Origin of the sequence: Candidatus Stygibacter australis (assembly GCA_030765845.1) — a bacterium.
Lineage (GTDB): Bacteria > Cloacimonadota > Cloacimonadia > Cloacimonadales > TCS61 > Stygibacter > Stygibacter australis.
Map to the genome: position 1 here is coordinate 22,602 of JAVCDJ010000179.1, position 20,988 is coordinate 43,589.

Annotated in this window: 19 protein-coding genes; 1 reads left to right on the forward strand and 18 read right to left on the reverse strand. The window is 40.8% G+C overall.

What is annotated here, in order from left to right; translation table 11 throughout:
* Window positions 1-7: 7 nt before the first annotated feature.
* The 18 genes from RAO94_09050 to RAO94_09135 all read right to left on the reverse strand — a co-directional run bounded on the left by RAO94_09050 (window position 8) and on the right by RAO94_09135 (window position 20,361).
* Complete coding sequence (locus RAO94_09050; protein ID MDP8322483.1) at window positions 8-703, reverse strand: cytochrome c biogenesis protein CcdA; 696 nt, start codon at window positions 701-703, stop codon at window positions 8-10.
* 2 nt (window positions 704-705) lie between these two features.
* Window positions 706-942, reverse strand: coding sequence for a thioredoxin family protein (locus tag RAO94_09055; GenBank protein MDP8322484.1), 237 nt, complete (start codon window positions 940-942; stop codon window positions 706-708).
* Window positions 943-962: 20 nt separating this feature from the next.
* Window positions 963-1,928, reverse strand: a complete 966-nt coding sequence (locus RAO94_09060; protein ID MDP8322485.1) for a permease — start codon at window positions 1,926-1,928, stop codon at window positions 963-965.
* Window positions 1,913-2,251, reverse strand: a complete 339-nt coding sequence (locus RAO94_09065; protein MDP8322486.1) for a metalloregulator ArsR/SmtB family transcription factor — start codon at window positions 2,249-2,251, stop codon at window positions 1,913-1,915. Before RAO94_09065 ends, RAO94_09060 begins: the two co-directional genes overlap by 16 nt.
* A 681-nt stretch (window positions 2,252-2,932) precedes the next feature.
* Window positions 2,933-3,751 carry a phosphodiester glycosidase family protein gene (locus RAO94_09070; GenBank protein MDP8322487.1) on the reverse strand — a complete coding sequence of 273 codons (819 nt, stop codon included), beginning with the start codon at window positions 3,749-3,751 and terminating at the stop codon, window positions 2,933-2,935.
* A 35-nt stretch (window positions 3,752-3,786) separates the two neighbouring features.
* Window positions 3,787-4,539 (reverse strand): NYN domain-containing protein, encoded by a 753-nt coding sequence (locus RAO94_09075; protein MDP8322488.1) that lies wholly within the window; start codon window positions 4,537-4,539, stop codon window positions 3,787-3,789.
* Between the two features lie 118 nt (window positions 4,540-4,657).
* On the reverse strand, window positions 4,658-5,815 hold the full coding sequence (locus tag RAO94_09080; GenBank protein ID MDP8322489.1) for a sodium ion-translocating decarboxylase subunit beta: 1,158 nt from the start codon (window positions 5,813-5,815) through the stop codon (window positions 4,658-4,660).
* 16 nt (window positions 5,816-5,831) lie between these two features.
* Window positions 5,832-6,260, reverse strand: coding sequence for a biotin/lipoyl-containing protein (locus RAO94_09085; GenBank protein MDP8322490.1), 429 nt, complete (start codon window positions 6,258-6,260; stop codon window positions 5,832-5,834).
* Window positions 6,260-6,835 carry an OadG family protein gene (locus RAO94_09090; protein MDP8322491.1) on the reverse strand — a complete coding sequence of 192 codons (576 nt, stop codon included), beginning with the start codon at window positions 6,833-6,835 and terminating at the stop codon, window positions 6,260-6,262. Before RAO94_09090 ends, RAO94_09085 begins: the two co-directional genes overlap by 1 nt.
* A gap of 12 nt (window positions 6,836-6,847) precedes the next feature.
* On the reverse strand, window positions 6,848-8,398 hold the full coding sequence (locus RAO94_09095) for an acyl-CoA carboxylase subunit beta (GenBank protein MDP8322492.1): 1,551 nt from the start codon (window positions 8,396-8,398) through the stop codon (window positions 6,848-6,850).
* A gap of 80 nt (window positions 8,399-8,478) precedes the next feature.
* A complete protein-coding gene (gene mce, locus RAO94_09100; GenBank protein MDP8322493.1) occupies window positions 8,479-8,886 on the reverse strand; it encodes a methylmalonyl-CoA epimerase in 408 nt (135 codons plus the stop codon).
* The gene (locus RAO94_09105; protein ID MDP8322494.1) at window positions 8,883-9,458 is read right to left on the reverse strand and encodes a 2-oxoacid:acceptor oxidoreductase family protein; all 576 of its coding nucleotides are present in this window, start codon (window positions 9,456-9,458) and stop codon (window positions 8,883-8,885) included. Before RAO94_09105 ends, mce begins: the two co-directional genes overlap by 4 nt.
* On the reverse strand, window positions 9,451-10,299 hold the full coding sequence (locus RAO94_09110; protein MDP8322495.1) for a 2-oxoacid:ferredoxin oxidoreductase subunit beta: 849 nt from the start codon (window positions 10,297-10,299) through the stop codon (window positions 9,451-9,453). Before RAO94_09110 ends, RAO94_09105 begins: the two co-directional genes overlap by 8 nt.
* Window position 10,300: 1 nt before the next feature.
* Window positions 10,301-11,446 carry a 2-oxoacid:acceptor oxidoreductase subunit alpha gene (locus RAO94_09115; protein MDP8322496.1) on the reverse strand — a complete coding sequence of 382 codons (1,146 nt, stop codon included), beginning with the start codon at window positions 11,444-11,446 and terminating at the stop codon, window positions 10,301-10,303.
* 7 nt (window positions 11,447-11,453) lie between these two features.
* The gene (locus RAO94_09120; protein MDP8322497.1) at window positions 11,454-11,753 is read right to left on the reverse strand and encodes a 4Fe-4S binding protein; all 300 of its coding nucleotides are present in this window, start codon (window positions 11,751-11,753) and stop codon (window positions 11,454-11,456) included.
* Between the two features lie 195 nt (window positions 11,754-11,948).
* The gene (gene uvrB / locus RAO94_09125; GenBank protein MDP8322498.1) at window positions 11,949-13,934 is read right to left on the reverse strand and encodes an excinuclease ABC subunit UvrB; all 1,986 of its coding nucleotides are present in this window, start codon (window positions 13,932-13,934) and stop codon (window positions 11,949-11,951) included.
* 12 nt (window positions 13,935-13,946) lie between these two features.
* Window positions 13,947-16,019: a PAS domain-containing sensor histidine kinase gene (locus tag RAO94_09130; GenBank protein ID MDP8322499.1), complete on the reverse strand. Its 2,073-nt coding sequence runs from the start codon at window positions 16,017-16,019 to the stop codon at window positions 13,947-13,949.
* Between the two features lie 163 nt (window positions 16,020-16,182).
* Window positions 16,183-20,361, reverse strand: coding sequence for a carboxypeptidase regulatory-like domain-containing protein (locus RAO94_09135; protein ID MDP8322500.1), 4,179 nt, complete (start codon window positions 20,359-20,361; stop codon window positions 16,183-16,185).
* Window positions 20,362-20,688: 327 nt separating this feature from the next.
* Between RAO94_09135 and RAO94_09140 the strand changes: the two genes are divergently transcribed.
* On the forward strand, window positions 20,689-20,988 hold a 300-nt coding region (locus tag RAO94_09140; protein ID MDP8322501.1), incomplete at its 3' end, for a hypothetical protein.

Here is a 20,988-nt window from a genome sequence, read left to right on the forward strand (position 1 = left end):
ATCTCCTTTAAAATACATTTTTTATCACATTAAATATTCCGGCTATTATCAGTAATATTCCGCTTATCCTCCGAATATAGGTCGTACCGGATGACTGATTATTCCAGCGCAGCAGTTTCTTGATAACTTCCAGAAATCCTCCTGCTCCTGCGATTATACCGCAATGACCAATAATAAATGCCAGCACCAGTCCAATACTGAATAAGGGCATACTCTCAAAACTGCTGATGCTGATGCTCAGCACTGGTGCCATAAAGGCAAGGGCACAAACTCCCAGTCCTATCCCTAATAATAGCCCTAGATAAAATCCATTCCAGTAACGATTTTTGGTTATCCGCCGGTCTATCATTTCCATTCCAATACTAAAGGGCAGCAGTTCCAGAAAATATAATCCTGCAAGTACCAGCAGTAAACTCACGAATATCTGAAAAATTATCTGTACTGGACCCAGCAGTATCCCCACCAGAAAAGATAAAACTGCCATCAACACTAAAGTAACCAGTATACCCAAAGAAAAAAACAATCCTATAATAAATCCTTCCCTGGGCTTCAGACCTTCCTGACGGTTTATATATGCTATCACCAGCGGTATGCTCGATAGATGACAGGGACTTAGCAATACGCTCATGATCCCCCAGACCAGTGAAGCAAAAATCGCCCCTACTGGTGCTCCATATAGTGCCGCAGCAATATTCTCAAGCATAGTTATTCACTTCCCAGCAGTTTTTCCAGTTCCTTATCCTTAAGTACCTTACCTGTTGATACCACTTTATTATTCACCACCAATGCCGGGGTGCTCATCACACCATAACCGATTATTCTCTCAATATCACTTACATGCTCAATGTCTGCTGCAATTTGCAGCTTCTCCACTGTATCCCTCACATTCTTTTCCAATTGATGACACTTCTTGCAACCACTTCCTAAAATTTTGATTTCCATAATTTATTACTCCTTATATATTATAAATATTGATATATCGCATTAAATAAATAGCCCACCAGAATTATCCCAATTCCCGTGATCACTAAAAAAGCCCCTATCAGCTTCACCTTGATCACCTTCCGCAGGATTATCATTTCCGGCAGTGATAATGCCGTCACTGCCATCAGAAATGCCAGTGCGGTTCCTAATCCCACTCCTTTTCCTATCAATGCCTCAGCAATCGGAATTGCCCCCAAAGCATTGGAATATAAGGGAATTCCACATATCACCGCAACTATCACTGCTAAAGGATTTTCTGGTCCCGCATAGCGTGCCAGTATTTCCTCAGGTGCCCAGCCGTGAATTGCCGCCCCTATTCCTATACCTATTAATAAGTATATCCAGATACGTCCCACGATCTCCTTCAATTGCGACAGGGCAAAGGCAAATCGATCCTTTTGATTCTGCTTGATCTCTTCACCAACCCCCATTTGCAGCTTCCACACATATTCTTCCACATATCTTTCCAGCTTAAGCCTGCCGATCAAATATCCACCCAAAGTGCCGATCAGCACTCCGCACACTACATACAGAAGAGCTGTCTTCACTCCAAAGGATGCCAGCAAGATCACAAATGCCGCCTCATTTACTATTGGTGAGGTGATCAAAAATGAAAAAGTTACCCCCAGTGGAATTCCTCCTTCCACAAAACCTATAAATAAAGGTACCGATGAACATGAACAAAAGGGTGTTACTATCCCCAGCAGCGAAGCCATGAAGTTTGCCTGAATACCGCGAAATTTGCTCACTATCCGGCGAGTACGCTCCGTCTGAAAATAGCTCCGTACATAAGAGATCAAAAAGATCATCAGCGATAACAGGATCAATATCTTGATCACATCATAAAAAAAGAAATGTACACTCCCTGCCAGATTACTGCCTCGCTCCAGTCCAAATACATTCTCTACCAGCAGCCAGATAAGATTTTCTAACCACTTGAACAATTGCAGCCCCCTTCGTCTTTTATACAACTTACGAAATCAAGTATGCAGGGCATCATTAAACGGTAATAATAATAATTACCTTCTTTCTCAAAACTAACTATCCCATTCTCTTTCAGCACATTCAAATGCCGCGATACAGTAGATATATCTGATCCCACCAGCTCCTGTAATTCACATACGCATCTGCGACCTTCAGATAGCGCTATGATCATCTTAAGCCTTGAGGGATGCCCCATTGCCTTAAATATCATGGCTTCCTTTTCATAACTTTCACAACTGCAGCTTCCTGTCCCTTCACTACATCCACATTTATGTTCAGCCATTATTCTCTCCTTGTTCTATAAATACAAAAAAACCTATTTGGTCAATTAACCAAATAGGTCAAGCCTTTTCTTATTTTACCCAACCAAGACCTTGCGCATGGTGCCTGCACCTCCGCAATGGTCGATCAAATAAAACCAACCCACATGACACAAAATCCACCAAACTGAACATATTGTGTAACACCCCTTATAAAATGTATCACGACAGCCCAAATCCCCTCATACCGCACATCTCCTCCCTGCTTCCCAGACAAGTCCCACCCCTAACCCTGAACAACAAAGCACGTACTCACATTAAAATGTCACTACGTGCTTTGTTGTTCAGCTTCATTTCCGCTTTAAAGGCTAAGAAGATACAAATTACAGGACTTATAGGTCTTATATGTCATATTGGTCATATTTTTGTGGATTTTGTAAATCAATTTAAGTAGGACCTGCACTGCGGGTGGTATCCCGGAAGAGGGGCGAGAACTATGGCAGTTATTAGCAGCAAATTACATTTTCAGGGATTGGATGACAACGGTCGTTATCTGCACCCCTCGCAGATCGTTCCGTAGCCTTGGCAGCGTAAGCGAAGGAGGGACCTGGAAATACTCGGCGGTGCACATGCACTTATATAATATGCTCAAAAATTTGGATTAGGAAATGCAAATTTTCAGCTGATAAAGCTTGATGAATGATCTATCTCTTTCTGAATCCTATTATATTGGGGATTTGCCAGAATGATTGCTGGTCTTCGTTATCAAAGAAACCTGATTCAAAAGTTCCTGCACATCTGAGATGGAATTCTTCAGTTTCGATATAACTGGAAGCTTCTGGACCACCTTCGAGGTGCATCATTTTATCAAGATCAAGAGGGAGCTGCAACAGGAGATTGATCAGTTCGTGCATTGTGTAAGGAGAACGACAGAAGATGAAAAGGATATTGCCCTCTATATCTTGACCGAGAGCAGCTTCACTCCACTTATCTGTTTGTTTACTCCAGACATTTTTGCCCCCTGATGCGATCATGCGAATGCACTGCAGAGCAGAATTGTATTTGCCTATCAATTCAGGAGCTCCCGGCTGCTGCCAGTCGATCATTTGTGCTTCGGGCAAACCTTCTTCTTTGGGATTACAGACAAAGTACATCTTGTAAGTAGAGTGTCTGAAAGGATTATTTTTGTGTTGGTAATTAGTCAGATAGCCTGTGCCAGTAATGTGATCAGTCTGGAACATTCCGGCATTTATCGCTCCGATAAACCCAAAATCTAAAGCCCAGTTTTCAATAGTTCTCTTTTTATTTTCATGTTCGCTGGCAAGGAGAAGATCAAAATCATATTGGGCAGGATCAATTCTCACAATATCCACGGTGGAATTACCAGAAGAGCTGGATACTGCCAGTTCGAACTTGCCATATTCCAGACCATTACCGATTTTTTGCCATTCAACAGCATGCATCAGGGTAGAGTAAAACAAGGTCAGAAAAATTAAGAAAATGATCTGGTATTTCTTTTTCATATTAATAATGTAGATTCTGATCTGTCACCCTCAGGTTATTTTGATACTTTATTCCTGATGAAGACATGTTTTATATTGCGGTTTTCTGTGGTTCTTTCATCAATCTGGAATTTACCCAGTGATTTTATGAGCGGTGTAAGTTTCAGGAAGCCATAATTACGAGGATCAAAGTTTGGCTTCTTTTTGAGGATGAGATTTCCTACATCACCAAGGAATGCCCAGCCGTCATCATCTGCCAGATCATCAATTGAACCTGCTATTAGTTTTATCAGTCTGCTGTCTATCTTGGATATCGATTCTTTGGGTTTTACGTGAGCAGTTGTTTTGGTGCTGCTGCTTATCTCTGGTTCATCTCTTGTGATGATCTCCAAGTAGATAAATTTATCGCAGGCAGCAATAAAGGGTTCCGGTGTCTTCTTCTCACCAATACCGATCACATACATACTGGCTTCACGCAGCCTGATCGACAGCCTAGTGAAATCGCTGTCACTGGAAACAAGGCAAAAACCATCGACCTTACCGGAATAAAGAATATCCATGGCATCAATTATCATGGCTGAATCTGAGCTGTTTTTTCCTACTGTATATGAATATTGCTGGATTGGTGTAATGGCATTTTCCAGAAGTACTGTTTTCCAGCCCTTAAGGGTTGGTTTAGTCCAGTCACCATAAATGCGTTTGAAAGTGGGAACGCCATATTTGGCAATTTCCTGTATCATACCCTTGATATTTTTATATGTGATATTATCAGCATCGATAAGTACAGCGAGCATAAGTTCTTTTTTCATACTTGAAACCTCAATTAAATTTTCTTCAGGCACTATTAATTATTCTCCATTATCTGGCAAGCATTTAGTAGTCTGAAATGATAAGGGCAGGTCATTACTGTCTCGTATATTTTATCTATTAATAACCCAGAATCCCCAGAAAAACACCGGCAGCTACAGCAGATCCTATCACTCCGGCTACATTAGGAGCCATTGCATGCATGAGCAGAAAATTACTGCGGTCATGCTGCTGACCCAGATGATGTACTACCCGGGCACTATCTGGCACAGCACTCACGCCGGCAGCACCGATCATGGGATTGATCTTGTCTTTGAGGAAAATATTCATTAATTTAGCAAATATCACACCGGTAGCAGTGGCAATGCAAAAGCTGAAAGCTCCCAAAGCAAATATTTTAATGGAGTTGGCTGTGAGAAATCCCATATTTACCCCATTCACCATTCTTATCGCCTGCGTGCTGGCACCCACACAAATACCCAACAGTATGGTTACAATATCTATTATCGCATTACTGGCTGTGCGAGCCAGGCGTTCAGTAACTCCCGATTCTTTGAGAATATTACCAAAAAACAACATACCCAGAAGTGGAACCGCTCCTGGAGCGATCAGTATGGTTATAATAAAGCCAATCACTGGAAAAAATATCTTTTCCTTCTTGGTGACCAGTCTGGGAGTTTTCATGCGGATTTTTCTTTCTTTCGATGTGGTGAGTAATTTAATTATTGGGGGCTGGATCACTGGCACCAGAGCCATATAGGAATAGGCAGCAATTGCAATCGGACCCAGCAGATGGGGAGCCAGCTTTGTGGAAAGGAATATGGATGTGGGACCATCAGCTCCACCAATGATACCGATCGCCCCAGCTTCAAATACATTGAATTCGAGCAGTAATGCGCCAATGAAAGTGACAAAAATACCAAACTGAGCTGCTGCACCTAATAGTATCAGCTTGGGATTGGCTATCAAAGTGGAGAAATCCGTCATGGAACCAATTCCCAGAAATATCAGGGGGGGATAAAATCCCAGCTTAACTCCCAGATAGAGGATATTGAAAACTGAGCCTTCAGTGTAAACGCCATATGCACCAGCACCCGGCATATTACCGATGATAATTCCAAAACCAATAGGTACCAGCAGGAGAGGTTCATAATTTTTTGCTATTCCCAGGTAAATAAAAAATATCCCTATAGCCATCATTATCAGATAAAGATAGCTGTCACTTTGGAATAAGTGATAAAATCCGGTAGTAGAAAAGAAACTGAGAAATTCGGACATAATTTAGCTCCCGCTCTTAACCGACTTCGATGATCGGGTCATTTTCCTGAATGCTCTGCTGTTCTTTCACAAATATCTTTTTCACTGTACCAGAGGCAGTAGATGCTATCTCACTTTCCATTTTCATCGCTTCCAGAATAATAATTGTATCTTCTTTTGCCACCGTATCACCAACGGCTACCTTGATCGAGATCACAAGTCCTGGTATCGGAGAAGTTACGGTTCCAGGAGATACTGATACCGGTTTTTTCTCATGTGAACTGAGTATTTCCAGATCAGGTGATTTTTTGGGTGCACGGATTATTTTAGTTACTTTCTGGGCTTCTGTATCAATATCTACTTCAAAATCATGACCATTGACTTTTACAATCACCCTATCTGATGAATAATCAACAATCCTTGTATCATATTCTTTTTCATTTATGGTGAGTTTATACTTTTTCATTAATTCCTCCTTGAGGGATCAACTTCATTCATTGGTATATAGTTTGACGCTTTCCACATACTAAGTGGGGCACGTTTCCAGGTAAGCAGCAATTTATTATTTTCTTCAACTTCCAGTTCATGAAGACGTATAGTAGTGACAATTGCCGCTATAATATTATCTTCTTCAATAGTTCCCAGTCCTGAAGTAGAATATTCAGATACCGCTTGTGGTTTATGAGCTTTCTTTCTATCCAGATGGCGTAATTGGGCAATGATCAGTGCCACTAAAATTAAACTGGCAAATACTGTTCCCATACCTACAATTACAATCCCCAGATAGTATCTTTTTCTACCTTCAGAATACATTTTTACTGCCTTCTGAATATCACTGTTGCTGCAATTAAAGTCTCTGATTGGAGTGTGAGTATTTGTATCAATATCCAGATCAAGATATTCAATCATCTTTCTTACAGGGATTTCAGATTCTTCTGAAATTTGAATAAGTGTCATACTACTATTCAATTCAGCATCTGCCTGCAAAAATTGTGAGATGACCAATATCATTAACAATATCAGAAAATTATTACATTTCATAAACTATCCTGTCTATAGCGGTATATTGCCATGTTTCTTAGGTGGATTACTTCCTCTTTTGGTAGCCAGCATTTCCATAGCACGAATGATACGGAATCTGGTTTGGGAAGGTTCTATAACATCATCAATATAGCCTTTACTGGCTGCAACATAAGGATTTGCAAATTTCTCTCGATATTCATCTTCTTTCTCTTTTTTCATTCCTGCCGGATCAGCAGCTTCAGCAACATCCTTACGAAAAACGATTTCCACAGCACCAGCAGGTCCCATTACAGCTATTTCTGCTGTGGGCCAGGCATAAACCAGATCAGCTCCCATCTCACGACTGTTCATCACACAATATGCACCACCATATGCTTTCCTGAGAATAATTGTAATACGGGGCACTGTGGCTTCGGCAAAAGCATAGAGGATCTTAGCTCCCTGACGGATTATCCCATTATGCTCCTGATTTGATCCCGGTAGATAACCCGGCACGTCCTCCAGGACAACCAGTGGAATATTAAAGGCATCGCAAAAACGAATAAAACGGGCAGCTTTTACAGAGGCATTAATATCCAGCACTCCAGCAAGAACTCTTGGCTGATTTGCTATTATTCCCACAGAATGTCCATTCATGCGAACAAAACCAACTACAATATTCTGGGCAAAATTACGGGCAACCTCCAGAAATTCATGATTATCTGCTATGGTTTCAATAATATCCAGAATATTATAAGGTTTATTGGCATTTTCAGGCATGATGCTGGCTAATTGATCACAATTCCGGTCTATCGGATCATGAGTTTTGGTATAGGGAGGTTCTTCCATATTGTTAGATGGTATATAGCTGATCAACTTCCTGATCAATAATAGGGTTTCCTCTTCTGTATCACTGACGAAATGGGCTACGCCACTTTTTCTACTGTGAACTTCCGGCCCTCCCAGGGCATCTGTTGTAACTTCCTCATTTAATACAGTTTTTACTACTTTAGGACCAGTTACAAACATGTAGCTGGTCTGCTGGTTCATAAAAATGAAATCAGTTATTGCTGGAGAATATACTGCTCCACCAGCACAAGGACCCATAATAGCTGAGATTTGAGGGATCACTCCTGATGCGCGTACATTACGATAAAATATGGATGCATATCCGCTAAGCGCATCTACCCCTTCCTGCACTCTCGCTCCACCAGAATCATTCAACCCGATCATGGGAGCTCCCATCTTCATTGCCATATCCATCACTTTACAGATTTTCTCGGCATGGGTTTTGGAAAGAGAACCACCAGTTACCGTAAAATCCTGAGCAAATATAAATACTATTCGCTCATCTATTGTTCCGCAGCCGGTTACAACGCCATCACCAGCAAATTTCTTCTTTTCCATCCCAAAATCATGGCTGGTATGTTCAATAAACATATCAAATTCTTCGAAGCTGTCAGTATCCACCAGTACTTCTATCCGCTCTCTGGCAGTAAGTTTTCCTTTTGCATGCTGGGCTTCGATCCTTTTTTCACCTCCACCAAGCTTTGCTTTTTCCCGCCGGCTTCTAAGGTCGGCAATTTTATTTTCAACTGCCATATTACCTCCAATTATCCACTAATTGATTTATAATTAAGAAAAAAGACCAGGCTGATCAGACTGGTCTTTATTTGAGAATATTAACCGTCTTTTTCCTGACATAATTCCAATAGGACTCCCTTCATCGCTCTGGGATGTAAAAATCCTATGGATGCATGATGCGCTCCAGGACGGGGTACTTTATCCAATGGACTCAGTTCTTGCTCTTCTGCCATCTTCAGCTCATTCTCAATATTATCTGTTGCCAATGCTATATGATGGATACCTTGACCCTTTTTCTCTATAAATTTGGCAATCGGACTATCATCTGATGTGGGTTCCAATAATTCAATCCGTACTTCTTTACCGACCGGTAGAAATGCCACTCGTACTTTTTGGCTTTCCACAGTCTCAATTCCTTCTACTTCCAGTCCCAGTTTTTGATAAACTGCTATTGCTTCCTGCAGATTTTTTACTGCTATTCCAATATGACTGACTTTTTTGATCATACTTTTTCCTGATTGGATTCACCATATTCATCAGCAAGTTTAAATGCTAATTTCATAGCCTTAAGATTTGATTCACTAAATTCAGGTTTAAACGCTTTTATAGCTTCCTTCAAGTACTTCTCAGTTACTATATTTGTAACTCTCACAAGAAAACTTAGAGCCATTATATTAGTAGGTAAACTGGAACCAAGTTTTTCTATTGCAATTTGAGTAAATGGCAGTGCATAGATCTTCTGATCGGTAATGGTGTAGTTTTTCACAAAAATCGTATCAATGATCAGTACACCTCCATCTCGCAAATTAGGAAAAAACTTATCGCAGGATTCCTGTGTTAATGCTATCAGAGAATCAAAATGGGTAGCTTCAGGAAAAAATATTGGCTCATTACTGATAACCACATCTGATCTTGAAGAACCACCCCGTGATGCAGCTCCATAACTTTGAGTTTGAGTAACATTTAAACCTTGCAGGGTCGCTGCTTCTGAGAGGATCAAACCTGCTGTTAATAAACCCTGTCCTCCACTACCACTTAATCTTACCTGTTTCTTGATGGTTCCTTTATGATTACTCATCACTCTCTCCTTGCTTAGGTTGAAGCGATTTCACCAGCTCAGCATATTTTTCGGAATATTCTGGGGCTTCTACATTATTAAAAATTCCTCGTGGCAACTGGTCATTTTTCTCATCATCATTCAATTTATCATATATCTTCACCGGAACATAGCTGTCTCTTAACTGTTTCATCATCTGAGGTGCACTACCCAGTTTATTCAATTTGCCATAGATTACTGGACAGGCACACATTACTTCTATAAAGGAAAAACCTTTATGCTCAAATCCTGCTTTGATTATCGATTGCATCTCAATTGCATGATATGCTGTTGTACGGGCTACAAAAGTGGCTCCGGCACCAATCGTGAGTTTGCAGAGGTCAAATTCATTGTCAATGTTGCCAAAGGGCATGGTAGTAGCTATGGCTCCATGGGGTGTAGTGGGAGAATACTGCCCGCCAGTCATGCCATAAATATGGTTATTTATGCAAATTACAGTAAGGTTTATATTGCGCCGGCAGGCGTGTATCAGATGATTTCCACCAATGGCACTGGCATCTCCATCTCCTGTAACAACGATTACATTCAAAGCTGGTTTTGCCATCTTGATACCCGTGGCATATGCTAATGCTCTGCCATGAAGAGTATGAGCTGTATTCAAATCTATATAAACAGGCATCCGTGAAGAACAGCCGATACCAGAAACCATTGCACAATCATCCTTTTCCCAGCCAATCTCTGCTATCGCTCTAATTGTCGCACCTAATACTATGCCATCAGAACATCCGGGACACCAGACATGAGGAAATTTCTTATTATGCCGTAAATATTTATGGATTTCTTTTTGAGGTATTTTTTTCATTTTAATTCACCTCCTTAAGGGCAGTAAGTATCTCTTCCGGTGTGATCAATTCCCCTGTAACCTTATGAAGTTCCGTTATTTTTCGAGTTTTCTTCGATTTCCCTAATATTCGCTTGATCTCGATCGAAAGCTGTCCCTGATTCAGTTCTGGAATTAAGATCAGCTTTTTATCACTTAGATATGTGCGAACTGCTTCATCCGGGAAGGGCCAGATTGTGAGAGGTCTCACCAGTAATAATTTTTTGCCATGATCATGGGCAATTTCTATGGCAGCCTTAGCTGCTCTGGCAGTAATACCTGCAGCAAAAATTGCCACTCGGGCACTTTCATCACCAAATACTTCTATCTGTACCAGATCATCTATATTTTGAGAAATTTTATTCTTTAAACGATTCATCATTGCGGAAACTTCATCTGGTCGTGTTGTGGGAAAACCATGATCATCATGTGCCAGACCAGTAACATGAAAACGATAACCATCCCCAAATGATGCCAGTGGTGCCCTGTATTTGGGATTATCAGGATAATGCTTATACCATTCTGGAGGAATAGTCGGTTTGATGCGTTCAATGATCTTCACCTTTTCCAGATCAGGTAATAATACTGGTTCACGCATGTGCCCCAGCATGGCATCAGATAGCACCATCACACAGGTACGATATTTTTCAGCCAGGTTTACTGCCCGAATAGTCAATTCATAACACTCCAGCACAGAATGCGGATAAAGGGCGATTGCGGGAGCATCTCCATGGTTACACCAGCGCGCCTGCTGTATATCTGCCTGGGATGGTTGAGTTGGTAAACCTGTACTGGGTCCGCCACGCATTACATTAACAACCACACATGGTTGCTCAATCATTTTGGCATAGCCGATACCCTCAGCCATCAAAGAAATTCCCGGACCGCTGGTCGCTGTCATACTTTTTGAACCAGCTAATGAAGCACCAATTATCGCTGAGATACTGGCAATTTCATCTTCCATCTGTAAAAATACACCACCCCGGCGAGGTAATTCCCGCGACATGAATTCTGTTATCTCGGTTGAAGGAGTAATCGGGTAACCTGCAAAAAAATTGATTCCTGCATCCACGGCACCCCGTGCTACAGCTTCATTTCCCTGCATTAATACTGGTTTGTTTCTTTCCATAATTTCCTTACCTTTTTGCTCCTGTTATTGCAAAATCAGGACATAGTCTGTCACAGGTTTCACAGTGAATACACTTTTCCGGATGCTCCACAAATGGTGAGCCGTCAAGATTACGACCCAATGTTTTCGTGGGGCAAAATGCTACACAAATTCCGCACTTCTTACACCAGTCATGAAAAATGAAAACTGGGGTCTTGCGATAGTCGCCTTCATATTTGACTTCGTTGACTTCAACCTGCATCTTCAAAGGTGTATCATCTTGTTTGATGATAAGACCATCGCGGTTCTTTTCTACCTTATCTGGCATGATTTCCTCCGATTTATCGTGGATTATTTAATTTCATAGTTGTTAATTGAATGCGTTATTTAAGATTGGAGCAGTAGTGCAAAAAAAAAGCCCCGGATCCTGTCCGGTCTTTTCCTGTTTAAAAAAAAATCCCCTCTGGTCGGGGACAGCAGCGGTTCAGTATCTGTAGATGCCATCAACCTCTTACTCCTGTTCTTAAATTTCCTCAAGCTCGATTATCCTGTCCCGTAATTCTGCCGCCCGTTCAAAATCAAGATCACGAGCCGCTATTTTCATTTCCTTCCGCAACAGGGTGATAATATTCTCTTTTGATTTCAGTTCCAGATACTCTCTGAAATCTACTTTTTCCTTTTTGGGACTCTTTTCCCTGTATCCGGCTGCCACACTTGTGGAGGTCATAATCTCGTCAATATTTTTTTTGATAGATTCCGGTTTGATGTTATGTTCTTGATTGTAAGCAAGTTGCTTGATTCGCCTGCGATTTGTCTCATTCAATACAGTTTTAATTGCATCAGTCATATTATCAGCATAAAAAATCACCCTTCCTTCCACATGTCTAGCGGCCCTGCCTGCTGTCTGGATCAAACTACGCACTGATCGCAAAAATCCGGTTTTATCTGCATCAAATATTGCTACAAGAGAAACCTCAGGTAGATCCAGACCTTCCCGCAATAAATTTACTCCTATCAGAACATCAAATTTACCCAGTCTTAATTCCCTGATAATATTTGATCTCTCCATTGTCTTTATTTCACTATGCAGATAACGGGCTTTGATATTTGCCCTATTCAAGTATGTCGCAAGATCTTCTGACATTCTTTTTGTAAGTGTGGTCACCAGTATTCTCTGCTGCAGAGGTTTGCGCAGTCGAATCTCTTCCATCAGATCGTCCACCTGCGTTGCCACTGGTCGCACTATTATCTCTGGATCAAGCAGACCCGTAGGTCTGATGATCTGCTCCACGATCACCCCTTGACATTTATCAAGCTCATATTCAGCAGGTGTGGCAGAAGCAAATATCACCTGCTTCATTCTCTGCTCAAATTCTGCCCACTTCAAAGGCCTGTTATCAAAAGCGGAAGGTAATCTGAATCCATATTCCACCAGGTTCTTTTTCCTGGAATAATCACCTTTATACATGGCTTTTATCTGCGGCAAGCTAGCATGAGATTCATCAATCACCATCAGAAAATCTTCCGGGAAATAATCTAAAAGTGTATAGGGCGGATTACCTGGCTTAGTACCCACCAGATGACGTGAATAATTTTCTATTCCAGAACAATAACCTAATTCCTGTAACATCTCAATATCAAATAATGTTCGCTGCTCAATCCGTTGGGCTTCTATCAATTTATTATTGTTTTCAAAATAATTCACTCGCTGTTTAAGCTCTTCTTTAATTGTTCCTATTGCCCTGTTCAAAGATGAGGAAGTAGTAATGAAATGATTTGCCGGATAAATTGGATATTCATCAACATTTTCCAGGATTTTGTTATCAAGTGGATTTATGCGGGTTATCTGCTCCAATTCATCACCAAAAAATTCCAGCCGAACGGAATGCTCCATATAAGCAGGATATATTTCTATAGTATCACCACGAACTCTAAAAGTCCCCCGTTCAAATGCTACATCATTTCTACCATAGTGTATTTTAACCAGTTGACGCAGCAATTTATCCCGCTTGATCACGTCACCCTTACGCAGACGAATAAGTGCTTCCCGATAATTCTCAGGGGTACCTAATCCATATATACAGCTTACACTGGCTACTATGATCACATCACGTCGTTCCATCAGTGACATGGTTGCCCGTAATCTTAGTTTCTCTATCTGCTTATTGATGTCAGCATCTTTTTCTATATATATATCACGACCGGGGATATAGGCTTCTGGTTGATAATAATCATAATATGAAATAAAGAATTCTACTGCGTTATCAGGAAATAATTGCATGAATTCTCCATATAGCTGGGCTGCCAGTGTCTTATTATGAGAAATTACTAAGGTAGGTTTTTGAACTTGAGCTATCACCTGGGCAATGGTGAATGTTTTCCCGGACCCTGTCACTCCCAGAAGTGTCTGATATCTTTCACCAGCCAGAATTGCGCTGGTCAATTCACGTATCGCCTCAGGCTGGTCACCTTTGGGCTGATAAGATGATACTATCTTAAATTCACCCATCAGATTATATAATTATTCTGCAAGCGGCAGAGAAATCTCAAATAATGCTCCAGAATTATGATTCCGGGCTTTGATTGATCCCTTTAGTACCTTTTCAATTATCATCTTACTAATATATAATCCCAAACCTGGTGCTTCTGATTTATCTGGTGAACTGAAATATGGTTCATAGATCCGGTCCATTATAGCTAATGAAATCCCACCCGCATTATCTAATATGCTGATTATCAAGTTGTTATCCATTATTTTTGACTTGATCTTGATCTGTGGTTTTTCTATTTTTCTCAGTAAAAATTCATCATAAGAATTTTTAATGATCTCCTGTAATGCCTGCTTAAATTCATTTGTGTTAATTGTGATCTCAAGATCTTTTTCAACCTCATTTTTCAGCTTTACATTGCTCGATTCTTCATCCTTCAGGACGACAGTCTGCAATTCTGATATCAGATCGTGAATATTAGCTTTTTTTGCTAAACTCTCCGCTTTATGATATTGATTAAAAAAATGTACTTTATCCCTCAAATACTTGATCTGATTTTCCACAGTCTGGTGTATCTGATGAAATCCCTCAGGTGTTAATTCTTCACATTCATAGGCTTCCACCCAGTTATGTATCTGAGTGCTGAGTGCATTTAAAACTTCCAGCCACTGGATCGATATATGAGATAAAAGGTCATTGATCGCCGCATATTTTGATTTCTGGATCAGGTATTTATCCTGACTGCGGATTTCAGTTAATTGCTCATTAAGCTTATCGTTAAATAATTCCTTAAGTTCCTTCAGCTCTTTTTTCACCTGCTTCAATGTCCGGGAATCATGCTTATAGTTCTTCAATTCTGTCTGATTGCATATAAATCCCTTGGAAGATAATGGCTTATGCTTTGAGCTAAACCGATTCCGGCAGATTATATGAACCTTTTTCTCCACTCCAAATCTATCTACTATCCGGTAATCTCCTTCCCAGTCCCTTTGTTCTGCCAGACTTTGATGAAATCCCTCATAAAATTCTTCCTGGTCTTTTTTATGCACCTGATTCAAAAATTCCCCAAAACTGATTGGCAGATCACTCTCAGTTATCCCTAATATTTCAACTGCTTCTGGAGTACCGGTAAATTGATCAGTTAAAAAATCATATTCCCAATAGGCTATCCCGGAGATTCTCTCTATCTCATTCAAGATTCCCTTTACCCTTTTAAGCTCATGTTTAACTTCTTTCAGATGAGTAATATCTTCCACAGTTCCGATCAGAGAAATACTGTCTTCAATTGGATCATAAAATGCTGCTCCCAGCACATGGACATATTTAACTTTGTCCCGCAGATTTATCCGATGCTCATAATCAAGATTTGAGGTCAGCTTCTCATCTGATATCTCGGATAAAACATGCTCTTTGTCATCATCATGAACGCAACTAATATAATCCTTCAATTTGATCCTTTCCGTAACGTTCATCGATCTTGGACATTCAAATATATTCAATGCCCCTTCTGTTACATATAATTCCTGGTTATAAGTATTGTATTGAAAAAATCCACTTGTGGAAATCTCTTGTGCCTTGCTGAACAGATTCTCATACCGCTTCACTCCCAGCTGATGGATCTGTTCCATTGTGATATCCTGGAGCAACACCACTAATATTTTCCCCGGCTGTGTGATAATACGGTAGGATTTGTTATTTCTCTGATGAAAATATTCACTGATCATCGGTTTTCTGTATTGATAGGAGTTTTTCAGAAATGTCAGTAACTTATCATCATTATCAGCAATAAAGCTGCTGATGGGTTTACCAATTATTTCTTTCTCGGCAAAAAATTCTCTCTCCGTCAAACCCGGGCTTGATTTTATTATAGCAAAATCTGTACATTTGTCATGACCATTAAAGATTGGCTCAAGATCAAGGGTGTCATAGTTTTGCTCTTCTAAACTATTCTCTCCAAAATGACAGGATAAATCTAAATCTGCTCGGGTAACATTGAAGCTGTGCTTTTCTAAAAAGCTGTGCATGGAATCAATATCTGCGTACAGCTTATTTATCCATTCTTTCAAATTTATATCGTACTTCACAAAATTACTGCCTTCAGACATTCACTTCCCCTGCAATTATTTCTCGCATATTCCTGATTCTATTTTTTTCTGTCAAGCATTCTATCTTATCTGCCTTTTAACTAATAAAACCTGTATCTTCCCAATATATAACGGATTACACCGTTTATCATGCACGGGCTATCCCGCTAATATTGTACCTATCTTATCTTAATATTAATAACTTACCACTTTCTTCCATACCCCTGCCTTTTAATTGGTAAAAATATATGCCGGCACTACATTTTTCTCCCTGATCATTTCTGCCAGTCCAGTAGTAGTTATTGATTCCTTCTATTAGAGTTAATTCACTGCTCTTGACCTTCTGACCCCTGATATTATAGATCCCCAGTTCCATTTCAGTATCTTCCTGGTAATTGAATAGGATCTCAAAGGTGGTGCCACTGGCTCTTGCAGAACTGCTTATAAAGGGATTTGGATAATTCCTCACACTTAGTATTTCTACTGGTGCTATCTCATCAGGTGTCTCTCCTGTGAGCTCAAAGGCAAAATCAAATTCATTGATCACATCAGCTTCCACAATAAAATCATTTGCCCACTGCTCCAGATAATCTCCCATTGTCAGTCTGATATCATAAGTCCTGGCTGGCAATTCAAGCTCAAATACTCCCCCATTCTCACTAACTGCTGAATATATCCCCATTTCCACAACTACTCCATCAACACCTTCCCCTGTTTCAGAATCTGTGATCATAGCTGATATTGTACCCATGCCCAGAACTTCGGTTTCAGATAAATATAATTCCCGCAATTCCAGATCTGATAATCCTCTATTCCATATCCGCACTTCATCCATTATTCCATATAAATAACCTTCAGCAGTCGGACTGTCAGGGGATTTGCCAATATACATATCTGTGCTGTCAGCCATCAGGGCACTGCCCAGTGCACCTTGTGCCAATACTTCACCATTAATATAAGTTTTTGCGGTTAATCCATTATTTACTATTGCCACCTGGTTCCATTCCTGCCAGTGAAATCTCCCGTTTGGTGTATTAGGAGCTCCATCATTTGTGCCACCTGACTCAGTATGAAAACGGTGATGAATATAGTCTGCATCTGCATTCAACCACGCGCATTGATTGCGTCCCGGTCTCCCGATCATTCCTCTCCAGCCTGTATTCAAAGTATCTGCATTGATCCAGAAAAGTGTTGTATAATGCAAAGCTGATTCGGTGAGTTCATCGTTGGCTGACACTGTGATATATCCCGCCCCATTAAATTCCACACCATTACCAAAAGGTGTTTCCACAATACTTGTTAACCATCCCAAACCTTGCCAGTTACTCATCATATCATTATAATCATCATCAAAGGGGAAATATGCCAGTTGCTCATATTCCAGTGAACTGCCATCTTCAAAATGTATCATCCCTGCCTCAGATAAACCCGAACTGTAATTGGCTATTATCTCTATACTGTGCTCTCCAGCATCCACTCCTGCTTCTGCAAGATCAAGTCCCGGCTCAGCCACTATCCCAAGCGGTTCCGTATCACCATCCAGATATATCTCATAATTCTCAAATTCCCGATTCTGGGGCACAGCATCCCAGCTCAGATAATAATCATATACCCCGGCAAACTGCACTCCCGGCAGAAGTTCGATTAATTCATACGCCAACTCGCTGTCAGCCAATATCTCCAATTCACTTGTCAATCCCTCATAAAATTCCAAAGCAATAGAAATCTGATAATTGCCTTTCCAGACATTATCAAGCACGATATTGCCTTCCTCGGGATAGCTTAATTCATAATTATAAGGGCTGTTCACTCCCTCCAGATTTCGCAGCGTTATCATTGCTCCGCCTGCACTGTCTCCTGAATTAGTTGTTAGATCTATACTCACCTGGGCGGTCATATATAAAGGTAATATCTGGCTGATCGTAAAATCTGAACTATAGGAAGAGTAATGTGCTGCCACTGCGTAGCGATATTCACCAGCTTCCAGGCTAAGCCATTCTTCATCTATAAAACTTGTTTCAGTAATTGGTGCTCCGGTCAATTGCACCCAGTTATCTTGATTGAATTCATCTTCGATTAGAAGACGATATACCCAGTAACCAGTAAGCGACCTGCTCATCAAACTTGATGGTGCTTCCCAGCTTACTACTGCTGCAGTTTCATCATCTCCATTCACCACCACGTTTAAAGGCGCAATTGGATCATCTGCCAGGCTGCCATCCAAAGCAACCTGTTCACCGTCTACCACTTCAATATTCTCATATCTTACTCTTTCATACAGCGGATGATCCATGATCACGGTATATTCTCCAGGATACACTTCCAGATTGTAACTGCCATCAGCACCAGTCTCGGTCACAAATGCTCCGGCCATCACTTCTGCCCCGGCAATATTTGCTCCGGTTGCAGCATCACTCACAATACCCGTAAGTGTTCCTGTTCCGCCGGTACCTTCCCAGCGGTATAATGCCACACTGCCCGTCACCCATTGCGGGTTGACAATATTATTTCCATTATCAAGCACTGCATACCAGCTGCCCATATCAGGATAAGGCATATCAAAGGCGAATATCCCGAAATCACTCTCGCTGATCGTATTAAATCCCTCAAATGGTAAGCTTGACACGTAACTGAAATACTGCACCAGATCACACATGAAAAAATTCACTGCTCCCTGCTGCTGCCTGTCATAAAACCAGGTATCTTCACTGGTGTCATCCATCACAATATTACCATATATTGCTTGACTGTCTGCCTCATATTCCACTACCAGCCGATAATCCGCTTCATCATCTTCCGGTATATCTATTTCTGTATATGCTATCTGAGGTATCTCATTATTGATCTGAAGCTCCACTTCATACACATCTCCACCTGCTGTGTTCTCCGTAACCATTTGATATTCCACACTGCCCCAGGCGGTACTCATCTGCACCCAGTATTCATGTCCATCGCCAATCGTAAAATCATATACCCCTTCATTGCCTGTCCAGCCCACCATATCACCCGTAACCTGACCATTTAATCTCAATCCGATCAATACACGAGCTCCGTCCAAAGACTGACCTGCGCTATCTGTTGCATGAACTATCATATGTGCATAATTGGGAGCATACTTTTCTGTCACACTGCGCATCACGCCATCAGATCGCACATCGATCACTGAACCAAAATTACTTCCCCAGCCATTCTCATACATATAAAAATTATTAATACTGCCACCATCCCAATGTATCCATTCTTCATCCCAGAATTCATTCCAGGTATGATCAACTGTAAAGCATACGATACTGGTCATAGGCACCAGAGCTGTTCTTCCGATTGCCACCCGCATATCCGCATGTTCTCCACATCTGCCTATATGCTTGCGATATATCCGCACCGGCTGATGAGGTCGCTCAAAATTACTCGTAAACACCAGACTCTGTCCCAGCCATTTCGTACAGGCACCTATTGCAGAATCATACCCAGTAGTAAAATCATTGGCATATTCGCACTGCACCAGATAATTTCGCAGTGAGGGATAATCATCATCAGCATAATTATACAAAAAATCACGCCAGAAATATCCCTCATCAGGTCCCACTATATTTGTGGTATGGCTCCCGTTACTCTCTACTATGTCAGGAGAAATAAATGCCGGTATCTCATCTGTTATCTTAGGATGTACTATATGCCAGTAATAAATATCCCTGGGCACTTCCACCTGATGAACAACACCATTACTACTCTTTGTCCAGTATCGCGTTGTGCTGTAATAATCATCATCCATCAATGAATTACCATAATCCACAACCTCCACATAGTTCAATTCCTGGTCATATTCATAGATCATCTCCGCATTCTGGATATATAATTCCGGATATGCCCACTCGCTGCTTAAATACACAGTAGAAGCTGTCGCTATACAAAACGCCACCTCATCCACGATGGGATCATCCACGTCAATGATCACATTAGCCCAGTATTCCTGCAATTCCTCATCAAGCGATAGTAGCGTGGTCTCCAGCTCTGCCTGGATCCATAAAGGTGCTCTATCAATTGCATCAAGCACGACTCCACTCGCTTCACTGCTCAATCCGTTTACGTTCATCTCATGAGTTATCCCCGTGTATTCCACGCTTATATGTTCTCCGGAAGGTAAAAATGTGTTAATGTTCACTGAATCTGCCAGCTCCCAGCCCTCACGGTCAATTTCATCAATTCTTTGAGTTATCTCTATTTCATCTCCCTGATACGCTGCAGCATTTACCAGGGCAGGATCGCTGGGTTCTGATAGTTCCCGGCAGGTTAATCCTCTTGCAGATTCAGCAAATAACATCATTCCACTCATTAAAATAAAAAGTATTAATAATTTCTTCATTCTTGCTCCTCAATATCTTTTGTCATTTTATTCCTTGATTCTCCATTTTCACTGAAAATTCATTTATCATGGATTCCACTTGAAATAAATTGCTTCCCCCACCAGATAATTGTCAATCAAAATAATCCCCGATCCCTCTAATAGGTCATATAAATCCTATAGTATCTATATGTCGCTTATCCCCCGCAACAACTCGTCAGCTTAGCATGATTATTTAGTTCACTAATTGATCTTATATAAAATTGTATTTTTTTGTTGACCTGAATATAAATAATTATTAGTTTATCAAACATATTGATTCTGATCTATTAATGGAGGTATAAAATTATGAAAAACTTATTTTTATTTATCATTTTATTGTTATTTTGCAGCGTAGTATCGGTCTGGGGGCAGGATATGATAGTAGTTGATAGCTATCCGGAAATTGAGGGCAGGGTCATGGATATTCAGGAAACAAATTTACCGGGAATTTCGGAATACGGCTTTACTTTTGCCATAGAAGGTATGGGAGGAGGAATTGGTTATTTTCCGCTTAATTCAGAGTTTGAAATACATTCCATAGCAGTCAATTTAGGCGCTGTATCTCTGGCTTACAGCGGTGTGATGGACAGCATAATAGTTGCTTTT